The 25,285-nt window shown below is 58.1% G+C and carries 21 protein-coding genes; 8 read left to right on the top strand and 13 right to left on the bottom strand.

The genetic code is table 11. The annotated features are described in order from the left end of the window. Positions 1-172 precede the first annotated feature (172 nt). Positions 173-2,452, bottom strand: a complete 2,280-nt coding sequence (maeB, locus tag IAE50_RS13305; RefSeq protein ID WP_023481217.1) for an NADP-dependent oxaloacetate-decarboxylating malate dehydrogenase — start codon at positions 2,450-2,452, stop codon at positions 173-175. Between the two features lie 286 nt (positions 2,453-2,738). Here maeB and tal point away from each other — a divergent pair, with 286 nt between their 5' ends. Next, positions 2,739-3,689, top strand: coding sequence for a transaldolase (gene tal, locus IAE50_RS13300; RefSeq protein WP_023481168.1), 951 nt, complete (start codon positions 2,739-2,741; stop codon positions 3,687-3,689). Positions 3,690-3,710: 21 nt separating this feature from the next. Then, positions 3,711-5,705 carry a transketolase gene (tkt, locus tag IAE50_RS13295; protein WP_200134664.1) on the top strand — a complete coding sequence of 665 codons (1,995 nt, stop codon included), beginning with the start codon at positions 3,711-3,713 and terminating at the stop codon, positions 5,703-5,705. Between the two features lie 37 nt (positions 5,706-5,742). Here the strand turns inward: tkt and IAE50_RS13290 are convergent, their stop codons facing one another. The 4 genes from IAE50_RS13290 to aegA form a co-directional block, all read right to left on the bottom strand. Further along, the gene (locus IAE50_RS13290; protein WP_200580451.1) at positions 5,743-6,675 is read right to left on the bottom strand and encodes a hypothetical protein; all 933 of its coding nucleotides are present in this window, start codon (positions 6,673-6,675) and stop codon (positions 5,743-5,745) included. 65 nt (positions 6,676-6,740) lie between these two features. Then, positions 6,741-7,784: a DUF1176 domain-containing protein gene (locus IAE50_RS13285; RefSeq protein WP_200580450.1), complete on the bottom strand. Its 1,044-nt coding sequence runs from the start codon at positions 7,782-7,784 to the stop codon at positions 6,741-6,743. A gap of 122 nt (positions 7,785-7,906) precedes the next feature. Then, positions 7,907-8,482 (bottom strand): GDP-mannose pyrophosphatase NudK, encoded by a 576-nt coding sequence (gene nudK / locus IAE50_RS13280; RefSeq protein WP_200580449.1) that lies wholly within the window; start codon positions 8,480-8,482, stop codon positions 7,907-7,909. A 68-nt stretch (positions 8,483-8,550) separates the two neighbouring features. Then, a complete protein-coding gene (aegA, locus tag IAE50_RS13275) occupies positions 8,551-10,515 on the bottom strand; it encodes a formate-dependent uric acid utilization protein AegA (protein WP_200580448.1) in 1,965 nt (654 codons plus the stop codon). 430 nt (positions 10,516-10,945) lie between these two features. On the opposite strand from aegA, the gene acrD reads away from it, so the two are divergent. Beyond that, positions 10,946-14,059, top strand: a complete 3,114-nt coding sequence (gene acrD / locus IAE50_RS13270) for a multidrug efflux RND transporter permease AcrD (RefSeq protein ID WP_200580447.1) — start codon at positions 10,946-10,948, stop codon at positions 14,057-14,059. Positions 14,060-14,152: 93 nt separating this feature from the next. On the opposite strand, the gene ypfM is transcribed toward acrD, so the two are convergent. Next, on the bottom strand, positions 14,153-14,212 hold the full coding sequence (gene ypfM, locus IAE50_RS13265; RefSeq protein ID WP_124971302.1) for a protein YpfM: 60 nt from the start codon (positions 14,210-14,212) through the stop codon (positions 14,153-14,155). Between the two features lie 384 nt (positions 14,213-14,596). Here ypfM and IAE50_RS13260 point away from each other — a divergent pair, with 384 nt between their 5' ends. From IAE50_RS13260 to IAE50_RS13250, 3 genes are read left to right on the top strand one after another with little or no spacing between them, the layout of a single operon-like run. After that, a complete protein-coding gene (locus tag IAE50_RS13260) occupies positions 14,597-14,953 on the top strand; it encodes an ArsC family reductase (protein ID WP_042717316.1) in 357 nt (118 codons plus the stop codon). A 3-nt stretch (positions 14,954-14,956) separates the two neighbouring features. Beyond that, positions 14,957-16,084, top strand: a complete 1,128-nt coding sequence (gene dapE / locus IAE50_RS13255; protein ID WP_200580446.1) for a succinyl-diaminopimelate desuccinylase — start codon at positions 14,957-14,959, stop codon at positions 16,082-16,084. A gap of 16 nt (positions 16,085-16,100) precedes the next feature. Then, complete coding sequence (locus IAE50_RS13250; RefSeq protein WP_023481257.1) at positions 16,101-16,301, top strand: YpfN family protein; 201 nt, start codon at positions 16,101-16,103, stop codon at positions 16,299-16,301. A 29-nt stretch (positions 16,302-16,330) separates the two neighbouring features. Here the strand turns inward: IAE50_RS13250 and ypfH are convergent, their stop codons facing one another. From ypfH to dapA, 6 genes are all read right to left on the bottom strand, one after another. After that, positions 16,331-17,029 (bottom strand): esterase, encoded by a 699-nt coding sequence (ypfH, locus tag IAE50_RS13245; protein WP_094421489.1) that lies wholly within the window; start codon positions 17,027-17,029, stop codon positions 16,331-16,333. 77 nt (positions 17,030-17,106) lie between these two features. Beyond that, positions 17,107-19,110 carry a tRNA(Met) cytidine acetyltransferase TmcA gene (locus IAE50_RS13240; RefSeq protein ID WP_200580445.1) on the bottom strand — a complete coding sequence of 668 codons (2,004 nt, stop codon included), beginning with the start codon at positions 19,108-19,110 and terminating at the stop codon, positions 17,107-17,109. A gap of 9 nt (positions 19,111-19,119) precedes the next feature. After that, the gene (locus IAE50_RS13235) at positions 19,120-19,986 is read right to left on the bottom strand and encodes a neutral zinc metallopeptidase (RefSeq protein WP_042717307.1); all 867 of its coding nucleotides are present in this window, start codon (positions 19,984-19,986) and stop codon (positions 19,120-19,122) included. 135 nt (positions 19,987-20,121) lie between these two features. Beyond that, entirely contained in the window at positions 20,122-20,835 is a 714-nt protein-coding gene (gene purC, locus IAE50_RS13230; RefSeq protein WP_054803517.1) for a phosphoribosylaminoimidazolesuccinocarboxamide synthase, read from the bottom strand. Between the two features lie 107 nt (positions 20,836-20,942). Continuing rightward, entirely contained in the window at positions 20,943-21,977 is a 1,035-nt protein-coding gene (bamC, locus tag IAE50_RS13225; RefSeq protein WP_076768801.1) for an outer membrane protein assembly factor BamC, read from the bottom strand. A gap of 16 nt (positions 21,978-21,993) precedes the next feature. Beyond that, a complete protein-coding gene (gene dapA, locus IAE50_RS13220; RefSeq protein ID WP_023481177.1) occupies positions 21,994-22,872 on the bottom strand; it encodes a 4-hydroxy-tetrahydrodipicolinate synthase in 879 nt (292 codons plus the stop codon). Between the two features lie 145 nt (positions 22,873-23,017). Here dapA and IAE50_RS13215 point away from each other — a divergent pair, with 145 nt between their 5' ends. Then, positions 23,018-23,593, top strand: a complete 576-nt coding sequence (locus tag IAE50_RS13215; protein ID WP_023481158.1) for a glycine cleavage system transcriptional repressor — start codon at positions 23,018-23,020, stop codon at positions 23,591-23,593. Then, positions 23,590-24,060, top strand: coding sequence for a thioredoxin-dependent thiol peroxidase (gene bcp, locus IAE50_RS13210; protein WP_023481155.1), 471 nt, complete (start codon positions 23,590-23,592; stop codon positions 24,058-24,060). The genes IAE50_RS13215 and bcp overlap by 4 nt, the downstream gene beginning before the upstream one ends. 65 nt (positions 24,061-24,125) lie before the next feature. Here bcp and IAE50_RS13205 read toward each other — a convergent pair whose 3' ends face one another. Further along, positions 24,126-25,202, bottom strand: coding sequence for an AI-2E family transporter (locus IAE50_RS13205; protein WP_023481206.1), 1,077 nt, complete (start codon positions 25,200-25,202; stop codon positions 24,126-24,128). Positions 25,203-25,285 lie beyond the last annotated feature (83 nt).

The following is a 25,285-nucleotide window of genomic DNA, read 5'->3' as shown; positions in this document are numbered from 1 at the left end:
GGGATTGACAAGGGGAGCGCGGCCGCTCCCCTTGTCCCGTTCACCGCACCGGTGATAAACAAATCCCGCCGCACGCATGGTGAACGGAACCCTTCCCCCCATCCAACATGTAAGCCCCATTGCCGGATGGCGCTAACGCTTATGCGGCCTACGAACCTGATCCTGCTGAAGGTTATAACGGCGCGGTCTGCGCCTCGACCACCGCTAACGCCACCATATTGACGATCCGCCGCACGGAGGCGATCGGCGTCAACACATGCACCGGCTTCGCCACCCCCATCAACACCGGCCCGACGGTTACCCCTTCGGCGCTGGAAACCCGCAGCAGGTTGTAACTGATTCGCGCGGCTTCTACGTTCGGCATAATCAGGATATTCGCCGTACCCTTCAGCGGGCTGTCGGGCATTCTGTCCTGACGAATCGACTCATCCAGCGCCGCATCGCCATGCATCTCGCCGTCAATCATCAACTCCGGTGCCCGCTCGCGCACCAGCGCTAAGGTCTCACGCATCTTCACCGCCGCTGGCGCATTGGATGAGCCGTACTGGGAGTGCGAAAGCAGCGCCACGCGCGGTTCAATACCGAAACGGCGCACCGTCTCCGCCGCCAGCAGGGTGATCTCTGCCAGCTGATCGGCGCTCGGATCTTCGTTCACGTAGGTGTCGGCGATAAAGGTGTTGCCGCTTGGCAGCAGCAGCGCATTCATCGCGCCTGCGGCATGCACGCTGTCGCGATAACCAAAGATGTCGCGCACCACGCTGAAGTGCTCATGGTATTCACCAATGGTGCCGCAGATCATCGCATCCGCTTCACCGCGATGCACCATGATGGCACCAATCACCGTGGTGTTAGCAATCACCGCGCGCTGCGCCTGCTCCTGCGTTACGCCCCGGCGCTTCATAATGTTGAAGTACTCGGTCCAGTACTCTTTAAAGCGCGGGTCGGACTCGTTATTCACAATCTCGAAATCTGCCCCGGCGCGGATTTGCAGCCCCAGCTTCTGAATTCGCATCTCAATTACGCTCGGGCGACCAATCAGGATCGGCTTCGCCAGCCCCAGTGTCACCAGCTCCTGAGTAGCATGCAGCACGCGCGGCTCCTCCCCTTCCGTCAGCACCACGCGCTTCGGCGCGCTGCGGGCCTGGGAGAAGATCGGCTTCATAAACAGGTTCGTTTTGTAGACAAACTCGGCGAGCTTATCGACATAGGCGTCGAAATCGCTAATCGGGCGCGTCGCCACGCCGGACTCCATCGCCGCTTTTGCCACCGCTGGCGCGATTTTGACAATCAAACGCGGGTCGAAAGGTTTCGGGATCAGGTAATCAGGCCCAAAGCTGAGATCCTGATCGCCATAGGCCGAGGCCACCACTTCGCTCTGCTCGGCGTGCGCCAGCTCGGCAATGGCATGCACCGCCGCCAGCTTCATCTCTTCGTTGATCGCCGTTGCGCCAACATCCAGCGCGCCACGGAAAATAAAGGGGAAGCAGAGCACGTTGTTAACCTGGTTGGGGTAGTCCGAGCGGCCGGTGCAGATGATCGCATCCGGGCGCACCGATTTTGCCAGATCCGGCAGGATCTCCGGCTCCGGGTTAGCCAGCGCGAGAATTAGCGGCTGGCGCGCCATCTCTTTCACCATCTCCGGGGTCAGCACTTTTGGCCCCGAGCAGCCGAGGAAGATATCCGCGCCCGCCACCACTTCTGCCAGCGTGCGTTTGCCGTTGTCCTCCACCGCATAGGCGGCTTTGGTCTCTGCCATGTTTGGCTCGCGGTCTTTGTAGATCACCCCTTTCGAGTCACAGACCACAATATTGTGTTTCTGCATCCCCAGCGCCACCAGCAGGTTCATACAGGCGATGGCCGCCGCACCCGCGCCAGAAACCACCATGCGCACGTCAGAGAGATTCTTTTCCACTACCCGCAGGCCGTTGAGAATAGCGGCAGTGCTGATGATCGCCGTACCGTGCTGATCGTCATGGAACACCGGGATGTTCATGCGCTCACGCAGTTTCGCCTCAATATAGAAGCACTCCGGCGCTTTGATATCTTCCAGGTTAATACCGCCAAAGGTCGGCTCCAGCGCAGCGACCACATCGATCAGTTTGTCGGGATCCTGCTCGTCAACTTCGATATCGAACACATCAATACCGGCGAATTTCTTAAACAGAACGCCTTTGCCCTCCATCACCGGCTTACCGGCGAGCGCGCCGATATTGCCAAGGCCGAGCACGGCGGTGCCGTTGGAGATAACGGCCACCAGATTGCCGCGCGCGGTGTATTTGTAGGCTGCCAGCGGGTCTTTCTCAATTTCCAGACAGGGAGCGGCAACACCGGGCGAGTACGCCAGCGCCAGGTCGCGCTGGGTCGCCAGCGGTTTGGTAGGGGAAACCTGAATCTTACCCGGGCGGGGAAACTCGTGAAAATCGAGGGCACTCTGTTTTAATTGGTCGTCCATTAGATGTTCCTTTCACGTTGCTTTCAGCGTCAAGAGTGTTAACGCGTGATGACACTCCAATGCACCGACCAGTATGGCCTTTGTCGGCGGCGTAAACTTTGAAGGTCGCCATACTCTGACCATCGCATCAACAAAACCGTTACGTATATCTCCCATCTTTGTTACCTACCGCAAAACCCCGTAAAGGGCTGCGTCTGCTATGCTTTTTTGTTATGCAGCTCTCATCCTGACAACAGCGCGATGCGACGCGCGTAAATAACACACTGCTTTTTAAGGAGTTATCTTCATGAATTATTTAGACGGCCTGAAACAGTTCACCACCGTAGTGGCGGACAGCGGCGACATCGAATCCATTCGCCATTACCAGCCGGAAGATGCCACCACCAACCCCTCTCTGCTGCTGAAGGCCGCAGGGCTGGGCCACTTTTCCCATCTGGTCGACGACGCGCTGGAGTATGGCAAAGCGCGCGGCAAAACCCAGGAGCAGCAGGTCGCGGAAGCGAGCGACAAACTGGCGGTCAATATCGGTGCGGAAATTCTGAAAAGCATTCCGGGCCGCGTCTCCACCGAAGTCGATGCGCGGCTCTCCTACGACAAAGAGAAGAGCATTGCCAAAGCGCGCCGTATCGTTGAGCTCTACCAGGAGCAGGGGATCGATAAGTCACGCATTCTGATCAAACTCGCCTCCACCTGGGAAGGTATCCGCGCGGCAGAAGAGCTGCAAAAAGAGGGTATCGACTGCAACCTGACGCTGCTCTTCTCCTTTGCCCAGGCGCGCGCCTGTGCCGAAGCGGGTGTCTATCTGATTTCGCCGTTCGTCGGGCGCATCTACGACTGGTACAACGACCGCAAACCGATGGATCCCTACGTGGTAGATGAAGATCCGGGCGTGAAATCGGTACGCAATATCTATGACTACTACAAACAGCACCGCTACGAGACCATCGTGATGGGCGCCAGCTTCCGCCGCGTCGAGCAGATCCTCGCCCTCGCCGGCTGCGACCGTCTCACCATCTCGCCTGCCCTGCTGCAAGAGTTGCAGGAGCATGAAGGCACCGTCGAGCGCAAACTGGTGCCGTCGTCCCAGACCTTCTCGCGCCAGGCGAAGATGACCGAAGCGGAGTTCCGCTGGGAACATAACCTCGACCCGATGGCGGTTGAGAAACTCTCTGACGGCATCCGCCAGTTCGCCGTCGACCAGCGCAAACTCGAAGATCTGCTTGCTGCCAAACTTTAACCTTTTGCCACGGAGTGAACTATGTCCCGTAAAGAGCTTGCTAACGCCATTCGCGCCCTGAGTATGGACGCGGTGCAAAAAGCCAATTCCGGCCACCCCGGTGCGCCAATGGGGATGGCGGATATCGCGGAAGTGCTGTGGAATGACTTTCTGCAACACAACCCGGCCGACCCGACCTGGTATAACCGCGACCGCTTTATTCTCTCCAACGGTCACGCCTCGATGCTGCTCTACAGCCTGCTGCACCTCAGCGGCTATGACCTGCCGATTGAAGAGCTGAAAAACTTCCGTCAGCTACACTCCAAAACGCCGGGTCACCCGGAAATTGGCTATACGCCGGGCGTCGAAACCACCACCGGCCCGCTGGGCCAGGGGCTGGCGAACGCCGTCGGTCTGGCGATTGCCGAGCGCACGCTGGCGGCGCAGTTTAACCGTCCGGGCCATGACATTGTCGATCACTACACCTATGTCTTTATGGGCGACGGCTGTCTGATGGAGGGGATCTCCCACGAAGTCTGCTCGCTGGCAGGCACGCTGGGCTTAGGCAAACTGATTGGCTTCTACGATCACAACGGCATCTCCATTGATGGCGAAACCGAAGGCTGGTTTACCGATGACACCGCCAAACGCTTTGAAGCCTACAACTGGCATGTGATTAGCGAAGTGGATGGTCACTCTGCGGAAGCGGTGAAAAAGGCCATTGAAGAAGCGCAGCAGGTGAAAGATAAGCCGACGCTGATTATCTGCCGCACGGTGATTGGTTTTGGCTCGCCGAACAAAGCGGGCAAAGAGGAGTCCCACGGTGCGGCGCTCGGTGATGAAGAAGTGGCGCTGACCCGCAAACAGCTGGGCTGGAACTACGGCCCGTTCGAGATCCCGCAAGAGATCTATCAGGCGTGGGACGCACACGATCGTGGTGCGAAAGCCCAGCAGTCGTGGAATGAGAAACTGGCAGCGTGGGAGAAAGCGTACCCGGATCTGGCAGCCGAGTTCAAACGCCGCATGAGCGGTGGACTGCCGGAAAACTGGGAGCAGATCACCTCCGAGTACATCAACAACCTGCAGGCCAACCCGGCGAAAATCGCCAGCCGTAAGGCGTCGCAAAACACCCTGAACAGCTATGGCCCGGTGCTGCCGGAACTGCTTGGCGGCTCGGCGGATCTGGCACCAAGTAACCTCACCATCTGGTCAGGCTCCACCTCGATTAAAGAGGACGCGGCCGGGAACTACATTCACTACGGTGTGCGTGAGTTCGGCATGACGGCGATTGCTAACGGTATCGCCCATCACGGCGGTTTCGTGCCCTACACCGCCACCTTCCTGATGTTCGTTGAGTATGCCCGTAACGCGGCGCGTATGGCGGCGCTGATGAAAGCACGGCAGATCATGGTCTATACCCATGACTCTATCGGTCTTGGCGAAGATGGCCCGACCCACCAGGCAGTTGAGCAGATTGCCAGCCTGCGTCTGACACCAAACTTCAGTACCTGGCGCCCCTGTGACCAGGTGGAAGCGGCAGTCGGCTGGAAACTGGCGATTGAGCGCCACAATGGCCCAACGGCGCTGATCCTCTCGCGTCAGAATCTGGCGCAGATGGAGCGAACCCCGGAGCAGGTCAAGGCGATCAGCAAAGGCGGTTATATCCTCAAAGATAGCGACGGCAAGCCGGATCTGATCCTGATTGCCACCGGCTCTGAAATGGAGATCACCATGAAGGCCGCTGAGCAACTGAGCAGCGAAGGCGTGAAGGTGCGTGTGGTATCGCTGCCTTCCACGGATATCTTTGATGCCCAGGATGAAGCGTGGCGCGAATCAGTGCTGCCATCGGATGTCAGCGCGCGCGTGGCGGTGGAAGCCGGCATTGCCGATTACTGGTACAAGTATGTTGGCCTGAAGGGCGCGATTGTCGGCATGACCGGCTATGGCGAGTCCGCTCCGGCGGAGAAACTCTTCCCTTACTTCGGCTTTACCGTTGAGAACATCGTGGCGAAAGCCAAAGCGGTTCTTAAGAAGTAATCTTCAGGCGCGCCCGCTTCGGCAGGCGCGCTTTCTCTTATTTCACTACCTGCAACGCTTCGCTCTCTTGCGGCGTGACAATCTCTTCCTGCTTCTCATCCCACAGCGCTTTTTTCACCAGCACAAAGCCCGGATGCTGCGGATCGCGCTTCACCAGCGCGGCAGCGTCATCATCTTCCTGCACATTGCTGTTATAGGGGAAGGAGGGCACAGATTTAACCCACTCTCCCTGCTGGATATCGTAGACGTAGACCACGCTCCACGCGCTGGTCCACCATTGCGGGAAGATCACCACCCGATCGCGACCGCTGTCGTCAAGGCCGGAGAGCGTCTCCACGGTGGCGCCAATACACTGCGGCAGCGTGGCAGGTTTTACAGCCGGGTTGCTACTCCACAGCGAGCAGTCGCAGTCGCCCTCTTCTGTACAGCTGCCGCCGGAGTGCGGATCGCGGGCGCTCACCCACACCGTCTCTTTCGTGACGCCGTCAAATTTGCCCCTGGTCAGCGCGCCCTGCACCGCCGACTCTTTCTGATTCAGCCGCGTGAGCAGATCCGTCTCTGCGCTGATGCGCCAGCCCGCTGGCTGATGGAGGAAGGTTAACTGCGCGGGGTAATTTTTACGCTTGTCCGCTTCCAGCCCGGCCTGTTTGACAAAGTCGACCTCGACATCGCCCGCGCTGTTTTCGTTGATATCAAGCGTGGAGATAATGCTCTGGCTAAAGTGCGGCGCGCGGTCAGCAAACGCCTGCTGTTTGTGCAGCACCGCGTCGCGGGAGAGGTTTTCGCCAAACCAGCGCACCTGGTCGGCATAGAGATCGCCCGCGTCGGCCTTGCCGTTAAGGTGGCTGTTCCAGCGCTCAACCTGCGCGGCGATGGCCTTATTGTCGGCGGCGGTGAGTTCAGCTCTGGCGGGCAGAGCGGCGATAAGAGCCAGGCTTAAGGCAAGCCATGGCATAAACAGAGGTTTCATTATTCCCTTCCCGGTTGCATTGTGCCGGAGGATTATAATGAGCGCGGGGCGGTTTCGTCACTCGCTTATCGCGTGACCCACAGGGTTGGCCATGAATCGGGGCCGTGCCAGCTGTCGCAGGTTGGCTCCTGGGCGTAACGCACGAGGCGGAAATTCTGCCCGTCGAAACGCCAGCGGCTGGCAACGCCGCAGTCTGCGAGGCCCCGCCCTTTTGCCAGCGTTGTCAGCTCGCGGCTCTTCTCATCAAACGAGGCATTCATCAGCTCCATCTCGCTGTTGCCGTTATCGGGGGAGAACGGCAGGCGCAGGCGCACCAGGCGGGAGATAAACGGTTTTTGTCGTGAGACAAGCCAGGCGAGATCGACCACGTTGTAAGCGCCCGCTTCGCAATCAATCATCAGCAGCGCTTTGTCATTGGTCAGGGCGTAGACCCGCACCTGGCGGCGCGCTGGGTCGAGGGAGCACTGGGTGTTGCTCATTCGCCAGTTGCCGTAATCAAGCAGATCGTTGAGTTGCTGGTGGGTTAACGGCGCGGGTGCCGCAGTGGGATGGACGACCTCTTTTAAGGCGGGCGCCGGCGGCACGCTCAGCGGCGGGCTGCCCCCTTTTTTGATCCACGCCGTTTTACTGCCGACGCGCTTTTGCTGCGCGTCAATAAACAGCAGCGCGGCTTTCAGCCCGGCAAGTGAAATACGCCCCTGCCCGCTCTGCAGGGTGATGGTCTGCCCCTCCTGGATAGTCTCCAGCAGCGCGGCAACGGTTTGCGGGTTGCTGGTCATCAGATGCCACGGCGCGATCTTCCACTCCGTATTGATCATTTTCAGCGGTTGCCCATCAAGCAGCAGCCGCCCGGCAATCGGCGGCGCTTTGCCCGCCGGAATACCGATACCGCCGAGATCGATGCGCAGCGCAGCATCGGCACGCGCCCCGGCGCTGCGCTCAAGGCTCATCACCAGCCCGGCGTGTTCGCCGATATTACGCGCCACGCAAAAATTCTGGTTATTACAGGTTACTTGCCAGTCGGAGAAGGTTTTCTGTGCGGGCGCGGCCCATAGAGCGGGTGCGGTGCAAAGACCGAAAAGGAGAGTGAGTACGCTGCGATAACGCATGAATGGTGCAACCCCGGAAGAATAGACGCAAAACTGGCGTATCTTTACTCCCGCGGTTGACCGGCTCAATCGGATTTATCGGATAGCTTCATGCGAAAGTTGGTAGGGGTAGAAAAAGCGCGTCACGCCATCAGTCCGGAGGTTTGCAGATACTGCAGTAAAATGACCGACTTGCCGTCGCGGATCTCGCCGCTTGCCATCATCGCCAGCGCCTGTTCAAACGGCAGTTCCAGCACTTCGATATCTTCATCTTCCACGCCACCGCCGTCGTTGGCGCGCTGCGCGTCACTATATTCGGCAATAAAAAAGTGAACGACTTCCGTTACACCGCCCGGCGACATAAATAGCTCAAAGATTTTGCGCACTTCGCCGACCCGATAACCGGTCTCTTCAATCGCCTCTTTGCGGATACACACTTCCGGCTCGTCATCGTCCAGCAGACCGGCGCAGGTTTCAATCAGCATGCCGCTCTCGTTGCCATTGATCCAACTAGCGACACGGAACTGGCGAATAAGCACCACGCTCTGTTTTTCGCGGTTATAGAGCAGAATGGTCGCGCCGTTGCCGCGGTCATACACTTCGCGTTTATGGCGGATGACCTCACCGTTCTGACGCGTCAAATCGTAGGTGATATTACGCAGGACAAAGTAGTTTTCGGAGAGGATCTTATCTTTAATCACGTCGATTTTTGGCAACATAGCAGGCTCCAGAAGAGAAACAGAATGGCGTTATAGTACGCGTCCGGGCCTGCTTTGTCGCCGTACCGTTAATGTTTCTCCGGCGAGTTAATCTCAAGCCACGCCATCATTCCCTGCGCCGCATGACGCCCTTCCGCCATTGCCGTAACCACCAGATCGGCACCGCGCACCGCATCGCCACCGGCAAAAATCTGCGGGTGAGTGGTCTGATAGCGGTAAGGGCTGTTGACGCTTGCCGCAATGCGCCCCCACTCATCCACCTGCACCCCAAGGCGCGACAACCACGGCATCGAATGGGGGTTGAAGCCAAAGGCCATAATCACCGCATCGGCGGGCATAATAAACTCGCTGCCCGCGATCGCCACCGGGCGACGGCGGCCTTTCGCATCCGGCTCGCCGAGCTGCGTGCGCTGTAAACGTATGCCGCTCACTTTGCCCAAATCATCCACTTCAATGTTGAGCGGCTGGACGTTGAACTCAAAGTTCGCCCCCTCATCGCGGGCATTTTTCACCTCTTTTTTCGAGCCGGGCATATTGGCTTCATCCCGGCGGTAAGCACAGGTGACCTGTGCCGCGCCGTGACGCAGCGCGGTGCGCACGCAGTCCATCGCCGTATCGCCGCCGCCCAGCACCACCACGTTAAGCCCGGCGGTGTCGACAAACGGCTCATCCAACGTAGTCTTAAGCCCCATCAGCTGTTTGGTGTTGGCAATCAGGAACGGTAATGCATCGTAGACGCCTGGCGCCTCTTCATTGGGCAGGTTGGCTTTCATCGAGCGGTAAGTGCCGACGCCGATGAACACCGCGTCAAACTCTTCAAGCAACTGCTCCATTGAGCGATCTTTGCCGATTTCACAATTAAGCTCAAAACGGATGCCCATTGCGCTGAAGATTTCGCGCCGCCGCACCAGCAGGGATTTGTCGAGCTTGAAGGCCGGAATACCGAAGGTGAGCAGGCCGCCGATTTCCGGGTGGCGATCGAAGACGGTGGCACTGACGCCATGACGCGCCAGCACGTCGGCGCACGCCAGCCCCGCAGGCCCTGCGCCAATAATCGCCACGCGCTTATCGACGGGCTTCACCTGCCGCAAGTCGGGCCGCCAGCCTTGCGCCAGCGCCTGATCGGAGATGTAACGCTCAATATTGCCGATGGTGACCGCGCCGGAGGCATCGCGCAGAGTACACGACCCTTCGCAGAGGCGATCCTGCGGGCAGACGCGGCCGGTGATCTCCGGCAGGCAGTTGGTCTGGTGCGAAAGCTCCACCGCCGCGGCGATATCGCCCGCTTTTACGCGCTCAATCCACTGGGGAATATGGTTATGCAGCGGGCAGCGCCCTTCGCAGATGCTGTGCTCGCCGCAGGTTAAACAGCGCTGCGCCTCCTGCTGTGCCTGCGCGGGTCGAAACGGCAGGTAGATCTCATCAAAGCCCGTTTTCCGCGCCGCGATCGCCAGCTTATCCGGCTCGCCACGCGCGGCACTATTACGCAGCTGGCGCATTTTGCTGTCGTTCTGCGCCGGAACATCGTGCCACGGCAGCGCCTGCTGGCTGGCGCTGCGCAATCGCCGCGCTTTCGCCATCTTTGCCAGTGCTTCAGCGTTAACTACGGTGAGCGCATCCGCCGGGCAGTTCTCCACGCAGGCCGGGCCTGCTGCGCGCTGCGCGCAGAGATCGCATTTGTGGGCGGTGGCTTTTATCTGCCCTTTTACCGAGGTGACCAGCACCTGCATCGTGCCGAACGGGCAGGCGACAACGCAGGATTTGCAGCCGATGCATCTCTGCTGATTCACCTGCACGGTGTCATCGACGCGGGTGATGGCACCGTTTGGGCAGCTGCGCGCGCAGGGAGCCGCTTCACAGTGGTGGCAGGTCACCGCGCTGTTCTGCTGGGGGTGTTTGATAACGGTAATACGTGGGTAAAACACATCAGGGGTAAGGGGATGCTGCTCGTCGTTGTGCGCCATTACGCAGGCCACTTCGCAGGCATGACATCCAATACAGTGTTGGCTATTCGCCATAATAAAACGGTTCATGGCACCCTTCTTGATTGGCTGGATAAACCTTATCTTTTATATGACTACTCTATTTACCGGGGTGCCTGCGGGCAGGCAATGTCCATTTGCCCAGAAAGGTTATCTATTTGTCACGAACATGTAGCAGATCAATTTATCTCTGCTTTTCAGAAAAGTTGCAGGCCTGCGCAATCGCGCCAGATGGTCTACAGTCCCTGTAATCGTCTCTCCGCTGGACGAAAGCTAAGTAAAGGTAAAGAATCGACGTTGAGAGTGGGTTCGCGCAGCAGAAAATTTGGCTTAAATTGCGTTCTGCCTCGTGATGCCTCAATCGGGCATGATAATTTACACTTTCTCCTTTATTTCTCCACGATTGGTGTCGCTATTACCGCTACATTGAGGCGGTTATTCTCACCCTAATCATGCGCAGCAATATGAGGTCCTGTTTCTGATGGCGAACTTTTTTATCGATCGCCCCATTTTCGCGTGGGTGCTGGCGATCCTGATCTGTCTGACCGGGGCGCTCGCCATTAGCTCATTGCCCGTTGAGCAATACCCCGATTTAGCGCCGCCAAATGTGCGCATCACCGCCAACTACCCCGGTGCGTCGGCGCAGACGCTGGAAAACACCGTCACGCAGGTGATTGAGCAGAATATGACCGGGCTCGATAACCTGATGTATATGTCCTCGCAAAGCAGCGCCACGGGCCAGGCGTCGATCACCCTGAACTTCCGTGCCGGTACCGATCCCGATGAAGCGGTGCAGCAGGTGCAAAACCAGTTGCAGTCCGCGATGCGCAAGCTGCCGCAAACCGTGCAGAACCAGGGGGTGACGGTGCGCAAAACCGGCGATACCAACATCCTCACCATCGCGTTTGTCTCCACCGATGGGTCGATGGATAAGCAGGATATTGCCGACTATGTGGCGAGTAACATTCAGGACCCGTTAAGCCGCGTCAACGGCGTCGGCGATATCGACGCCTACGGCTCGCAGTACGCCATGCGCATCTGGCTCGACCCGTCGAAGCTCACCAGTTATCAACTCACCACCGGCGATGTGACCCGCGCTATCGCCTCACAGAATGCGCAGATTGCCGTTGGTCAACTGGGTGGTACGCCCTCCGTTGACCGCCAGGCGCTGAACGCCACCATCAATGCGCAGTCGCTGTTACAAACACCAGAGCAGTTCCGCGCTATCACCTTGCGCGTCAATCCTGACGGATCGGAAGTGCGTCTTGGCGATGTGGCAACCGTCGAACTGGGTGCGGAGAAGTATGACTATCTCAGCCGTTATAACGGTAAAGCCGCCTCCGGGTTGGGGGTGAAGCTGGCCTCCGGGGCGAATGAGATGGAGACGGCAGAACTGGCACTCCAGCGGCTCGATGAGCTGTCGCACTACTTCCCTCACGGCCTTGAGTACAAAGTGGCCTATGAAACCGCCTCGTTTGTTAAAGCCTCAATCATCGATGTAGTGAAGACGCTGCTCGAAGCGATTGTGCTGGTATTTGTAGTGATGTACCTCTTTTTGCAGAACTTCCGCGCGACGCTGATCCCGACTATCGCCGTGCCGGTGGTGCTGCTCGGCACCTTTGGCGTGCTCTACTCCTTTGGCTACAGCATCAACACCCTGACCATGTTTGCGATGGTGCTCGCCATTGGCCTGCTGGTGGATGATGCGATTGTGGTGGTGGAGAACGTCGAGCGCATCATGAGCGAAGAGGGCCTTTCGCCGCGCGAGGCGACGCGCAAGTCGATGGGGCAGATTCAGGGCGCGCTGGTCGGCATTGCGATGGTGCTCTCCGCCGTGTTTGTGCCGATGGCCTTCTTCGGCGGCACCACCGGCGCCATCTATCGCCAGTTCTCAATCACCATTGTTTCGGCGATGGTGCTCTCGGTGTTGGTGGCGATGATCCTGACACCAGCCCTCTGCGCCACGCTGCTTAAGCCGCTGCACAAAGGCGAGCAGCACGGGCAGAAAGGTTTCTTCGGCGCCTTCAACCGGGTCTTCAACCGTAATGCCGACCGCTATCAAAATGCGGTGGGTAAAATCCTGCACCACGCTCTGCGCTGGATCCTGCTCTATCTGCTGCTGATTGGCGTGATGGTGCTGCTGTTTATGCGCCTGCCGACCTCGTTTCTGCCGCTGGAGGATCGCGGCATGTTTACCACCTCCATTCAGTTGCCGAGCGGTTCAACGCAGCAGCAGACGCTGAAGGTGGTGCAGAAGGTCGAGCACTACTTCTTCACTCATGAAAAAGAGAATGTGCAGTCGGTGTTCGCCACCGTCGGTTCCGGCCCGGGCGGCAACGGGCAAAACGTTGCCCGCCTCTTCATTCGCCTGAAGGACTGGGAGTCGCGCGATCCCACGGACGGCAGCGCTTTTGCCATTATCGAGCGCGCCACCAAAGCCTTTAGCCGTATTAAAGAGGCGCGCGTCTTTGCCGGTAGCCCGCCGGCGATCAGCGGTATGGGCAGCTCTGCCGGGTTTGATATGGAGTTGCAGGATCACGCCGGTGCCGGTCACGATGCATTGATGGCAGCGCGCGACCAGCTGATTCAGCTCGCCTCACAAGATCCGGCTCTGACCCGCGTGCGCCACAACGGCCTCGATGACAGCGCGCAGTTGCAGATTGATATCGACCAGCGCAAAGCGCAGGCGCTGGGCGTCTCGATTGATGATATTAACGACACGCTGAAGACCGCCTGGGGCTCCAGCTACGTTAACGACTTTATGGATCGCGGCCGCGTGAAGAAGGTCTATGTGCAGTCGGCGGCGAAATTCCGCATGCTGCCGGATGACATTAATCTCTGGTATGTCCGCAATAGCAGCGGCGGAATGGTGCCCTTCTCTGCCTTTGCGACTTCACACTGGCAAACCGGCTCGCCGCGTCTTGAGCGCTACAACGGTTATGCGGCGGTAGAGATAGTCGGCGAAGCCGCACCGGGCGTCAGTACCGGTACGGCGATGGATGTGATGGAGAAATTAGTGCGCCAGCTGCCGACCGGCTTTGGCCTTGAGTGGACGGCGATGTCCTATCAGGAGCGGCTCTCCGGCGCGCAGGCACCAGCGCTTTATGCCGTTTCTCTGCTGGTGGTCTTCCTCTGCCTGGCCGCGCTGTATGAGAGCTGGTCGGTGCCCTTCTCGGTGATGCTGGTGGTGCCGCTGGGCGTGATTGGCGCGCTGGTAGCCACCTGGATGCGCGGGCTGGAGAACGATGTCTACTTCCAGGTGGGTCTGCTGACGGTGATTGGCCTCTCGGCGAAGAACGCGATTCTGATCGTTGAGTTCGCCAACGAGATGAATGCCCGCGGCGAAGATCTGCTCGCCTCGACGCTGCACGCCTGCCGCCAGCGTCTGCGGCCAATCCTGATGACCTCGCTGGCGTTTGTTTTTGGCGTGCTGCCGATGGCGACAAGCACCGGTGCAGGCTCAAGCAGCCAGCACGCGGTCGGCACCGGGGTGATGGGCGGGATGATTTCCGCCACGGTGCTGGCGATCTTCTTTGTCCCGCTCTTCTTTGTGCTGGTGCGCCGCCGCTTCCCGCTTAAGGCGAAACCGCGCTAATCGCAGGCAACAAAAAAGGCGACTGGATTCAGGTCGCCTTTTTTACGTGGATATTATTATTAAGCCGTCACTGCTCAATCATTCGTCTGAAAATTATTTACGAAGCATGCCTTCGATAAAATCTTTCCAGTTCCCCATTTCGTGTTCAATCATAACTACCTCTCTTATTATTACGGCCATTCTACTCAATGCCCGGATGCGCTGTGAAGCTATTTAAACCAATCGAATTAATCGCTCTTTACCGGGCATTTCTCTTTGGCTTGGGCTTACTATGCGCCGCTCTGCGGCCTCATACTGTGATTAACGGCAATATTTTCCAAAAACTTGAGGGCTAAATGAAATGGCGATCACATTGTCAGATAAATCTATAGTTTTGTTATTACGCGATGAGCTAGCGGTGAATAAAAGTTAATTAACTAAAATTACTCAACTCACCGTTAAGTGAATTATTATTACCACGCGAATGATATTCGAATTAGATTCCGTTATTCTAATTTTCTGTTCGAATAAGGCAAAAAAGAGACAAAAGGATTCAACATGATCACCATGTACGGCATCAAAAATTGCGACACCATCAAGAAAGCCCGCCGCTGGCTGGAGGCTGAGCAGGTGGAGTACCGCTTTCATGATTACCGCGTCGACGGGATTGATGCAGACCTGCTGCGCCCTGCTGTGGCTGAGCTTGGCTGGGAAGCGCTGCTGAATACGCGCGGAACCACCTGGCGCAAGCTGGATGAAGCGCAGCGCGCGGCAGTCGTTGACGCTGAAACGGCGATTGCCTTAATGGTTGAAATGCCAGCAATTATCAAACGCCCATTGCTCTGCGCGCCCGGTAAGCCTATGCTGCTGGGTTTCAATGAATCCAGTTATGGGAAGTTTATTCACGAGGTGTAGTTTATGTCATGCCCGGTTATTGAGCTGACGCAGCAGCTTATTCGTCGCCCTTCTCTGAGTCCCGATGATGCGGGATGCCAGGCGCTGATGATTGAACGCCTGCGCGCTATCGGTTTCACCGTTGAGCCGATGGATTTTGGCGACACGCAGAACTTCTGGGCATGGCGCGGCCAGGGAGAGACGCTGGCGTTTGCCGGTCATACGGACGTTGTCCCGGCGGGCGATGTCGACCGCTGGATCAACCCACCTTTCGAACCTACCATTCGTGACGGCCTGCTGTTTGGTCGCGGTGCGGCAGATATGAAAGGCTCGCTGGCAGCGATGGTGGTTGCCGCCGAGCGTTTCGTGGCGCAGCACCCGCAGCACAGAGGCCGCCTCGCCTTTCTTATTACCTCTGATGAAGAGGCCAGCGCCACCAACGGCACGGTGAAAGTGGTTGAAGCGCTGATGGCGCGCAACGAACGTCTCGATTACTGCCTGGTAGGCGAACCGTCGAGCACCGAAGTGGTGGGCGACGTGGTGAAAAATGGCCGTCGCGGCTCCATGACCTGCAACCTGACGATTCATGGCGTGCAGGGACACGTGGCCTATCCGCATCTGGCGGATAACCCGGTTCACCGCGCGGTACCGATGTTAACCGAGCTGGTGGGCATCGAGTGGGATCGCGGCAATGACTACTTCCCGCCGACCAGTATGCAGATCGCCAATGTCCAGGCCGGTACCGGCAGCAATAACGTCATTCCCGGCGAGCTGTTTGTGCAGTTCAACTTCCGTTTCAGTACCGAACTGACGGACGAGATGATCAAAGCGAAAGTGCAGGCGTTGCTGGATAAATATCAGCTGCGCTATACCGTGGAGTGGTGGGTTTCAGGCCAGCCGTTCCTTACCGGACGCGGCAAGCTGGTGGATGCGGTGGTTAACGCCATTGAGCACTATAATGAGATTAAACCGCAGTTGCTGACCACCGGCGGCACTTCCGATGGCCGTTTTATCGCGCGGATGGGCGCACAGGTTGTCGAGCTTGGGCCGGTGAACGCAACGATTCACAAAATTAACGAATGCGTAAACGCCGCAGACCTGCAACTGCTGGCGCGGATGTACCAGCGCATTATGGAACAACTCATCGCCTGACGGGCTGGAGGTTCGCATGGATTGGCTGTCAAAATATTGGTGGATTCTGGTACTGGTTTTTTTAGTCGGCGTGTTGATCAACGTGATCAAAGATCTTAGCCGCGTCGATCATAAAAAGTTTCTCGCCAACAAGCCGGATCTGCCGCCGCATCGTGATTTCAACGATAAGTGGGATGACGAGGATGACTGGCCGAATAAGGACCAGCCGAAGAAGTAACCTTTCACCCCCGTTTGGGGGTGAATCTTTTATAGCAGCTCAATGATGTCATCATCGTTCGGCTTGCCGCCGCTTAACGCCTCATCAAAGTAGTGCTTCGGCACGGTGTACTGCAGATGATGCAGCGCCAGCGCCATGCTGCGATCGTCAATCGCGTGCCCCAGGTCCTCAACGATATCGAGCGTGATATCGCCGCCTAATGCCGCAACCGCCTCTTCCGCTTTCACCGCCCAGGCCAGATCGATTACCGGATCGTCGCCGCCGTGGATCAGGTGAATGGTATTGGTGGTGGCAACCCGCTGCGGCAGACTGGCGTAACGACCGTTAAAGGCAATGACGCGCGAGGCGAGATCCGGCTGCGCTTTGATCCCCTCCAGCGCCATAATCGCCCCCTGCGAAAAGCCAATCAGCGCCGTGGCAAGCGGGCTGATACCGCTCTGCTGCTGCCAGTAGCGCACCACCTCAATAAACTGCGGCATCACCGCATCGACGCGCTGCTGGCGGTTCTCTTCACTGATATTGCCGACGGAGAACCACTGGCGACCGGGTGCAGCACCGCTCGCTTCAACGCCGCCGATGCTGACAATCAGCGCGTCGGGAAAGGCTGGCGCAAACCAGCGGCCAATCTCGCCCATTGAAACCGGGTTATCGCCGACGCCGTGGAACAGCAACAGCAGTTGCTTCGCAGGGCTTGTCGGGCGTTGCACAACAAAATGGGCATCTTTCATCAGGATCTCCTTAACGTGTCAGGTGCAGTCTACGCCGGACAAAAAGAGTGACAATGCCATTTAACTGATGGAGATCGTTAAAAAAACTGTCTGGCCTGCACCTGCTTTTTCAGGGTGTCTGTACGCACTTCATCACCTGCCCGCAGCGCCAGACCGGCTTCGGTGCGCTGCTGCGCCAGTAGCGCTTTGCGCCCTGGCAAGCCTAAACGCGCGCAGAGCTGCGCCTCGTGCTCAGAGTGGACAAGCTGTCCACGCAGCGCCGGGAGCGGTAACTCGCTTGCGGCAAGCAGGCGTGAAAGTGCGCCAGTGGCGGCCGAGAGCGGGCGATGGGCAAAAGCAAACCCGGCCAGCTCCAGCCAGTCCTCATCATTAAGGGTAGACCCCAGGGCCACTGGCAGGTCTAACTTTTCCCCCTGCCAGTGAGAAAGCCACGGGAGATCGCGCGCCAGACGCTGCTGCTCATGCTCCGCCAGCGCCTGCCCGGCATCGCTTAACGGCAACAGCGCCATGGCGGTAAAGCAGCCGCTGCTCGCCTCTCGCTGGCTGCCAAGGCGCACCAGCATAAAGCCGCAGCGCTGCCAGAAGTGCCACAACGCCTGGGTAAAGCCAAAGCTGACCGACAGATAGTCGCAGTTGCTGTCACGCGCCTGCGCCACCAGCGCGCGGCCAATGCCTTCGCGCTGGCAGTGAGGATGCACGGCAATGCGGCTGATGCGCCGCCCGCGCAGCGTCGCGGCCAGCGGGCTGCCGCCGTGCGCAGCGAGTGATTGCGCGACCAGGTTGCCGCGCGGGCGGCGAAAACCGGCCCATACTGCCTGGCTTAATTCAGGCAATAAACCGCCCTCTTCTACCAGCCAGAGCGCGCCGACAATCTGTTCTGCTTTTTTCGCCAGCCAGAAGTGCTGGCCTGGCGCATCCATCATGCGCCGCAGATCGAGCGGCGAGGTGCGATAGTGGGCGCTCGCCAGCAGGCGATAGAGTGCCGCAGGCTGTGCGGGATGACGCTGCCAGGCGCTGGCGGGCAGCGGCGCCACCGTGAGCGGGCCGGTGGGTTTATCCGTCGTAACATCGTCATCAAGCAGCAGCAGGTCGGCCACCGCGCGCTCAAGGGGGCAACCCGCCGCCCAGCGCAGAGGCGTGGTCAGTGCGCGGTGGCGCAAGTGCGGGAAACCGGCGCAAAACTTCAGTAAAAAGCCCTGCCCGGTGCCTTCGTAACCCTGCACGGTGGTGGTTAACAGCACATGGCTAAAGGCGGCGGTCAGGGTATGCAGCAGCGGGCCAGGGATTGCCGCAGCTTCATCGACAATCAGCCAGCCGGGCTGGCTCCCCTGCTGGTTTATCCGCCCGGCCAGTGCATCAGGGGCGATAAAATCAAACTTTTCGCCCGCGTAGTGCGCAAGCACATCGGTGGCGGCGCGCGTCGGCGCAGTTACCACCGCGGGTGAGGTTAGGGTTGCGATATGCATTCCGGCGAGCGCGGATTTACCGCGTCCGCGCGGCGCGGTTACCACCATCACGCCAGGCGGCATCTCAGCCAGTTCAGCCAAAATCGCCGCCTGCTCGCGCTGCGGCGCACCGCTGGCGGGATGCCAGCCAGCGCGGGGTGGAAAATCAGGAATGGGTTGCTCGCCCCCTTCACGCCAGAGCAGCGTCTGCCCGTCGTGAAAAAGGGTGCGGCTAAAGTGGTCAACAAAAACCGGCGTGGGGATGGGATTGGCGGTGTCGCTCCAGCGGCGGCTGTCAGCGTCCGACTGCTGCGCCCAGCGATCGAGCGGCGGAACCAGCAGCAGCAGCCAGCTTCCCGCTTTGAGCGTGCCGCTGAGGGCGGCAAAAGCGGCAACATCAAAGCCGTCGCGCGCATCAAACACCGCATGGCTAAACTCGCGCCCGAGCAAAGTGGTGAGCGCGCGCGGCGAGCAGTGCGGCGGCGGCTCGTCGCTCACCAACAGCCAGTCGCCGGGGAGCGCATCGCGCAGTTTTTCTGCCCGATCGGCACACCACGCCGCGCTGCCGGAGAGCACCAGCAGGCGGCGGATCCCTTCCCGCGCCATCTGCGCGCTCAGTGTAACCAGCGATTGCATAGTGAGGGCTTACAGACGCCCGCTAAAGGTGTCGCACTGCGCCGGATCGCCACTATCCATGCCGCGTTTAAACCAGCTGTAGCGCTGCGCCGAGGTGCCGTGCGTAAAGCTGTCCGGGATCACGCGACCCTGGCTGCGCTGCTGTAAACGGTCATCGCCAATTGCCTGCGCCGCGTTCAGCGCCTCTGCGAGATCGCCCTCTTCCAGCACGCCCTGCTGCTGCATGCTGTGGCCCCAGACACCGGCATAACAGTCGGCCTGCAACTCCATGCGAACTGAGAGTGCATTGACCTCTTTCTCGCTGGCGTTCTGCTGCAGCTGGCGCACTTTCGCCTCGGTGCCGAGCAGTTTTTGCACGTGGTGCCCCACTTCATGGGCAATCACATAGCCCTGAGCGAAATCGCCGCCCGCGCCGAGTTTGTTTTTCATCTCATCGTAGAAGGAGAGATCGATATAGACCTTGCTGTCTGCCGGGCAGTAGAACGGCCCCATGATTGACTGACCCATGCCGCAGCCGGTATTGAACTGATTACGGTAGAGCACCAGCTTTGGCTGCTGGTATTGACGCCCCATTTTCTGGAACAGCTGCCCCCAGGTATCTTCGGTTGAGGCGAAAATCACGCTGGAGAAGCGCGCGGCCTCATCCTCTTTCGGATTAACCGCCGCCTGCTGTGACGACGGCGCGCTGACGGGTTGCCCGGTCAACATGCCGGTTAAATCCACGCCGTAATAACTTGCTACTACCACGATCACCAGCAGGACTAACCCGCCTTTGCCCCGCGGCAGGCGGAAACCCCCGCCGCCCATTGAGGGGCCGCCCGACTGGCTCCGTCGGTCTTCTACGTTGTCACTCTCTCGTCGCCCTTGCCAGCGCATACTGCCTCCCTATGCCAATAATGGACTCTGTGTATATATGATCGTAGGCGGTTAGGGAAGGATTACCACTGGGAAAAAGACGTAAAAAAACCAGAGGATGCGGACACCCTCTGGCTGAGACGTTAATTTAGGGGATCAGTCCAGTTTCACGCCCAGGCGGTGCGCGACGGCTTCATAGGCTTCGATCAGCCCGCCGAGGCTCTGGCGGAAGCGGTCTTTGTCCATTTTATCCAGCGTCTCTTTGTCCCACAGGCGACTGCCGTCCGGGGAGAACTCATCGCCCAGCACCACTTCTCCGTTGAACAGGCCAAACTCCAGTTTGAAGTCGACGAGGATCAGGCCTGCGTCATCGAACAGCTTTTTCAGCACGTCGTTGGCTTTGTAGGAGAGCTCCTTCATGCGCGCCAGGTTCTCTTTATTCACCCAGTTGAAGGTTTCGCAGTAGGATTCGTTGACCATCGGATCGTGCATGGCGTCGTTTTTCAAAAACAGGTCAAACAGCGGCGGATTAAGCTCAATGCCTTCTTCAATGCCCAGACGTTTCACCAGCGAGCCCGCGGCGCGGTTGCGGATCACGCACTCGACCGGCACCATATCCAGCTTTTTCACCAGACATTCAGTATCCGAGAGCAGCGCTTCCATCTGGGTCGGGATGCCGGCTTCGGCAAGCTTGGTCATAATGAAGTGGTTGAACTTGTTGTTCACCATCCCTTTACGATCAAACTGTTCAATGCGCGCGCCATCCCCTGCTGACGTATCGTTACGGAATTCGAGCACCAACAGGTCCGGGTTTTCGGTACTGTAGACGGTTTTCGCTTTGCCGCGATACAACTCAGCTTGCTTTTGCATTTTATTACTCCAGGTGTGATTACAAGGCTAATTGCACTATCTTACGCCGACGCACACGTTTGCGTCACGCTGATAAAAAAAGGCCGGAGGTATTCCGGCCCTGGATCTTACTGGTTAAACGCGGCCTGGAAGGCAGCGACTAACGCGTCGTTCTGAGATTGCGTCAGGGTGTGGCCCTTCGGATCGATAAACTGGAGGCTGCTGCGGTTATCAAGGTCGCCGACCTGCAGTTTATAGTCGCCGGAGCTGAGACCCGGATCGCGCGCGCCGAGTGCCTGCCAGCCGCTGTCGGAGAGCGGTTTGTAGGTCACGGCCATGCTGCCGGTAGAACGGGTGCTGTCGGTCACTTTCATGCCCACTTTTTCCAGCACGTTCGGCAGGCGCTGCCAGACGATATTGAACGGACCGCGCACCACCAGCATCGGCAGACCGGTATCATCCGCGCCGCTCTGCACGTCGAGCGTGGTCACGCTGCGCTTCTCAGCGGCGTTCTGCGCATCGGTGGCAGTTTTATCGAGGCCTGCGGAGATAACGTTCAGCATTTCGGTGCTGTAGCGCTGCAGCGATGCGGTATCAGCAACCGGTTTACCCGCCTGCTCCAGGTTCACCAGCTTGACGACAACCGCCTGCTGATAGCCCTGCGGTTTCACCGCGATTTGATAGCGACCGCGATACTGCTGATCTTCATCCTGACGGTTCCACTCAACCCAATCGGTAGTCAGGGTCTGTGCGGCATCGTCGCGTTTGGCGATGGTGAAGTTTTTCGCCTGAATCAGGCTAACAACCTGCGGCCATAAGGTATTGCCGCGACCATTTTCTACCATCAGCGTGGCGGTATCGCCGTTGAACTGGGTACGCGCACCGGTCACCAGCGCCAGCGGCTGTGCCGGCGGGCGAATGTCCAGCGCTTTACCAACGGCACCGCTGCCGCTGGCGGAAGGGACATTGTAGTCCCCAGTCTGCACCGGCAGGATCAGCCCGGCGGGCGCATGAAGCTCAGCAAGCGGCGTAGCATCCAGATAGGATTCATCTCCGCTGACCTGACGCTTGTAACGTGAATCGGAATTGCAGGCGGCGAGCAACATCACAAGTGAAACACTCGCTACCTTCGCCAGGCGCGACTTCTGTACTGAGTAAGCCATCAAATCTCCCTAAACTTTACAGCAGACCGGCATGCTTAAGCGCCGCACGAACCACCTCACGACCGTGGTCGGTAATCGGTGTCATCGGCAAACGCAGCGTATCGGTTGCCACAAGTCCCAACTCCTTACATGCCCATTTGACCGGGATCGGATTGGGTTCGACAAATAGTTTGTTGTGTAACGGCATCAGACGCTGGTTAATCGCGCGGGCGTCGGCAAACTGCCCTTCAGCGGCCAGTTTGCACATCTCGGCCATTTCGCGCGCCGCCACGTTAGTGGTGACGGAAATTACACCGTGACCGCCGAGCTGCATGAAGTCCATCGCAGTGGCATCATCGCCGCTCAGCAGGATAAAGTCGTCTGAAACCAGCTCTTTGATCTGGTGAACGCGACTTAAGTTCCCGGTCGCTTCTTTAATACCGATAATATTTTTGACTTCCGCCAGACGGCCCACGGTTTCCGGCAGCATATCGCAGCCGGTACGCGACGGCACATTATACAGAATCTGCGGCAGGTCAGTATGTTCGGCGATGGCTTTGAAGTGCTGGAACAGACCTTCCTGCGTCGGGCGGTTGTAATAGGGGGTAACGGTGAGGCAGCCAACGATGCCGCTGTTATTGAAACGCTGCGTCAGGCTGATGGCTTCGGCGGTGGCGTTTGCACCCGTGCCGGCAATAACAGGAATGCGCCCGTCAGCCAGCTCAACCGTCAGTTCGACCACATCGGCATGCTCGTCGTGGCTCAGGGTTGCGGATTCGCCGGTAGTCCCTACCGAAACGATCGCCGAGGTTCCACTGGCGACATGATAATCAATCAGTTTCTTCAGGCTTGACCGGCAGACTTTACCTTGCGAATCCATCGGCGTAATAAGCGCAACAATACTTCCCGTGAACATGGGCCATCCTCTGTGCAAACAAGAGCCTCAATGGTACGTGCGGTGCCGTAAGAAAAGCAAGAGACCTGACGGTCTGTGGCGGTTGTATGCCGGTTTTTTTTATGCTTTCCTTATGATTACCTCATGTTTGACAGGAAGCTCAGGTTTGACAACCTCATCACAACACTTTTTGGTTATCACTGCGCTGGGGGCCGACCGGCCTGGCATTGTGAATACGATCACACGCCACGTCAGCAGCTGCGGCTGTAATATCGAAGACAGCCGGCTGGCGATGCTGGGAGAAGAGTTCACGTTTATCATGCTGCTTTCAGGGTCGTGGAACGCCATCACCCTTATCGAATCGACCCTGCCGCTGAAAGGCGCCGAACTGGATCTGTTGATTGTGATGAAGCGCACCGAGGCTCGCCCGCGTCCTGATATGCCCGCCACCGTTTGGGTGCAGGTTGACGTACCGGATTCGCCCCATTTAATTGAACGCTTTACGGCGTTATTCGACGCTCACGAGATGAATATTGCCGAGCTGGTTTCCCGTACCCAGCCCGCCAGCGTCGATGGTGTTCCGCAACTCTTTATTCAGATTACCGCCCACAGCCCCGCCTCGCGGGATGCATCAAATATTGAGCAGGCGTTTCGGGCGCTCTGTACAGAATTGAATGCGCAAGGCAGTATAAACGTCGTCAACTATTCTCAGCATGATGAACAGGATGGAGTGAAGCAATGAATCCACTGAAAGCCGGTGATATCGCACCGAAATTTAGCTTGCCCGATCAGGACGGTGAACAAGTAAATTTAGCCGACTTCCAGGGACAGCGTGTTCTGGTCTATTTCTACCCGAAAGCCATGACACCGGGTTGTACCGTCCAGGCCTGCGGCCTGCGCGATAATATGGATGAGCTAAAAAAAGCAGGCGTAGAAGTTCTCGGTATCAGCACTGATAAACCGGAAAAACTCTCCCGCTTCGCCGAGAAAGAGCTGCTCAACTTTACCCTGCTGTCCGATGAAAGCCATGAAGTGTGCCAGCAGTTTGGCGTCTGGGGTGAGAAGACCTTTATGGGTAAAACCTACGACGGCATTCACCGCATCAGTTTTCTGATTGATGCCGCTGGCACCATTGAACATGTGTTTGATGATTTCAAAACCAGCAATCACCACGATATCGTCGTGAACTGGTTAAAAGAGAACGCCTAAACGTCCTCTCTTCTGCTGCGGGCAACCCGTCAGGGTCGCCCTCCTCTCCAGCTCTTACTCTCGCCTTATCCGCTTATCACTTCATCTTCGCTGGCCAGCGAATCTGGCCACGCGTGGATCACCGCTTTAATCAACGTTGCCAGCGGAATGGCGAAGAAGACGCCCCAGAAGCCCCACAGGCCGCCGAAAATCACCACCGACAGGATAATCACCAGCGGATGCAGGTTGACCGCTTCCGAGAAAAGCACCGGCACCAGCAGGTTGCCATCCAGCCCCTGGATAATCAGGTAAACCGCAAAGCAGCTCCAGAACTCGGTGCCCAGCCCGAACTGAAACAGCGCTACGCCAACCACCGGAATGGTCACCACAAACGCGCCGATATAGGGAATCAACACCGAGAAGCCCACCAGCACCGCCAGCAGCAGCGAGTAGTTGAGGCCAAAGAGAATAAAGCCAATCCAGGTGGCAACGCCGACCACCACCATCTCCAGCACTTTGCCGCGAATATAGTTGGTGATCTGCTGATTCATCTCTTTCCACACCTGGCCTGCCAGCCCGCGATTACGCGGCAGCACGCGGCGCACGGCACTCAGCATCTGCTCTTTATCCTTCACCAGGAAGAAGACCATCAGCGGCACCAGCACCAGATAGACTGCAAGGGTAAGCAGCCCGACCAGCGAGGCGAGGGAGTATTTCACCACCGAGTCACCCATCGACAGCATGCGCGAGCGCATATTCTCAGCCATCGCATCAATGATGCCCGCATCCATCAGCGCGGGATAACGGCGCGGCAGGGTGGCAGCAAAACCAGAGAGCTTGTTTAACATGCCGGGCATATCGCGAATCAGGTTGATCCCCTGCTGCCACGCAATCGGCATCACCACAAAAGCCATCACCAGCAGAATGCCGACGAACAGCACCAGCACGATGCTTGCCGCCCAACTGCGCGAGCAGCCAATGCGCTGCAGGCGGGCCGTTGGCCACTCCAGCAGATAGGCAATCACCAATGCAACAAGCAGCGGCGCGAGCAGGCCGCTAAAGAAGAAAAGAATGGTAAAACCGGCAAGCAGAATAACCAGCAGGGCAATCGCTTCGGGATCGCTGAAGCGACGGCGATACCACTGCGTCAACATTTCGAGCATAACGTTCCTTATTTCGCCTCACTGGCGGACGTTCAGAACGGGAAGTTTATCGAAATGTCACAAAAAAGACTTCGCTTTTCGTT

The organism is Kosakonia sp. S42, from assembly GCF_016624785.1.
GTDB lineage: Bacteria > Pseudomonadota > Gammaproteobacteria > Enterobacterales > Enterobacteriaceae > Kosakonia > Kosakonia cowanii.
Note: the sequence above shows the minus strand (reverse complement) of the source record. Positions and strands in the feature narration are given on the sequence as shown.

Excerpts from the sequence above, each read along its gene's own strand:
- maeB (WP_023481217.1), bottom strand. The coding sequence starts at position 2,452 with ATGGACGACCAATTAAAACAGAGTGCCCTCGATTTTCACGAGTTTCCC.
- tal (WP_023481168.1), top strand. The coding sequence starts at position 2,739 with ATGAATTATTTAGACGGCCTGAAACAGTTCACCACCGTAGTGGCGGAC.
- tkt (WP_200134664.1), top strand. The coding sequence starts at position 3,711 with ATGTCCCGTAAAGAGCTTGCTAACGCCATTCGCGCCCTGAGTATGGAC.
- IAE50_RS13290 (WP_200580451.1), bottom strand. The coding sequence starts at position 6,675 with ATGAAACCTCTGTTTATGCCATGGCTTGCCTTAAGCCTGGCTCTTATC.
- IAE50_RS13285 (WP_200580450.1), bottom strand. The coding sequence starts at position 7,784 with ATGCGTTATCGCAGCGTACTCACTCTCCTTTTCGGTCTTTGCACCGCA.
- nudK (WP_200580449.1), bottom strand. The coding sequence starts at position 8,482 with ATGTTGCCAAAAATCGACGTGATTAAAGATAAGATCCTCTCCGAAAAC.
- aegA (WP_200580448.1), bottom strand. The coding sequence starts at position 10,515 with ATGAACCGTTTTATTATGGCGAATAGCCAACACTGTATTGGATGTCAT.
- acrD (WP_200580447.1), top strand. The coding sequence starts at position 10,946 with ATGGCGAACTTTTTTATCGATCGCCCCATTTTCGCGTGGGTGCTGGCG.
- IAE50_RS13260 (WP_042717316.1), top strand. The coding sequence starts at position 14,597 with ATGATCACCATGTACGGCATCAAAAATTGCGACACCATCAAGAAAGCC.
- dapE (WP_200580446.1), top strand. The coding sequence starts at position 14,957 with ATGTCATGCCCGGTTATTGAGCTGACGCAGCAGCTTATTCGTCGCCCT.
- IAE50_RS13250 (WP_023481257.1), top strand. The coding sequence starts at position 16,101 with ATGGATTGGCTGTCAAAATATTGGTGGATTCTGGTACTGGTTTTTTTA.
- ypfH (WP_094421489.1), bottom strand. The coding sequence starts at position 17,029 with ATGAAAGATGCCCATTTTGTTGTGCAACGCCCGACAAGCCCTGCGAAG.
- IAE50_RS13240 (WP_200580445.1), bottom strand. The coding sequence starts at position 19,110 with ATGCAATCGCTGGTTACACTGAGCGCGCAGATGGCGCGGGAAGGGATC.
- IAE50_RS13235 (WP_042717307.1), bottom strand. The coding sequence starts at position 19,986 with ATGCGCTGGCAAGGGCGACGAGAGAGTGACAACGTAGAAGACCGACGG.
- purC (WP_054803517.1), bottom strand. The coding sequence starts at position 20,835 with ATGCAAAAGCAAGCTGAGTTGTATCGCGGCAAAGCGAAAACCGTCTAC.
- bamC (WP_076768801.1), bottom strand. The coding sequence starts at position 21,977 with ATGGCTTACTCAGTACAGAAGTCGCGCCTGGCGAAGGTAGCGAGTGTT.
- dapA (WP_023481177.1), bottom strand. The coding sequence starts at position 22,872 with ATGTTCACGGGAAGTATTGTTGCGCTTATTACGCCGATGGATTCGCAA.
- bcp (WP_023481155.1), top strand. The coding sequence starts at position 23,590 with ATGAATCCACTGAAAGCCGGTGATATCGCACCGAAATTTAGCTTGCCC.
- IAE50_RS13205 (WP_023481206.1), bottom strand. The coding sequence starts at position 25,202 with ATGCTCGAAATGTTGACGCAGTGGTATCGCCGTCGCTTCAGCGATCCC.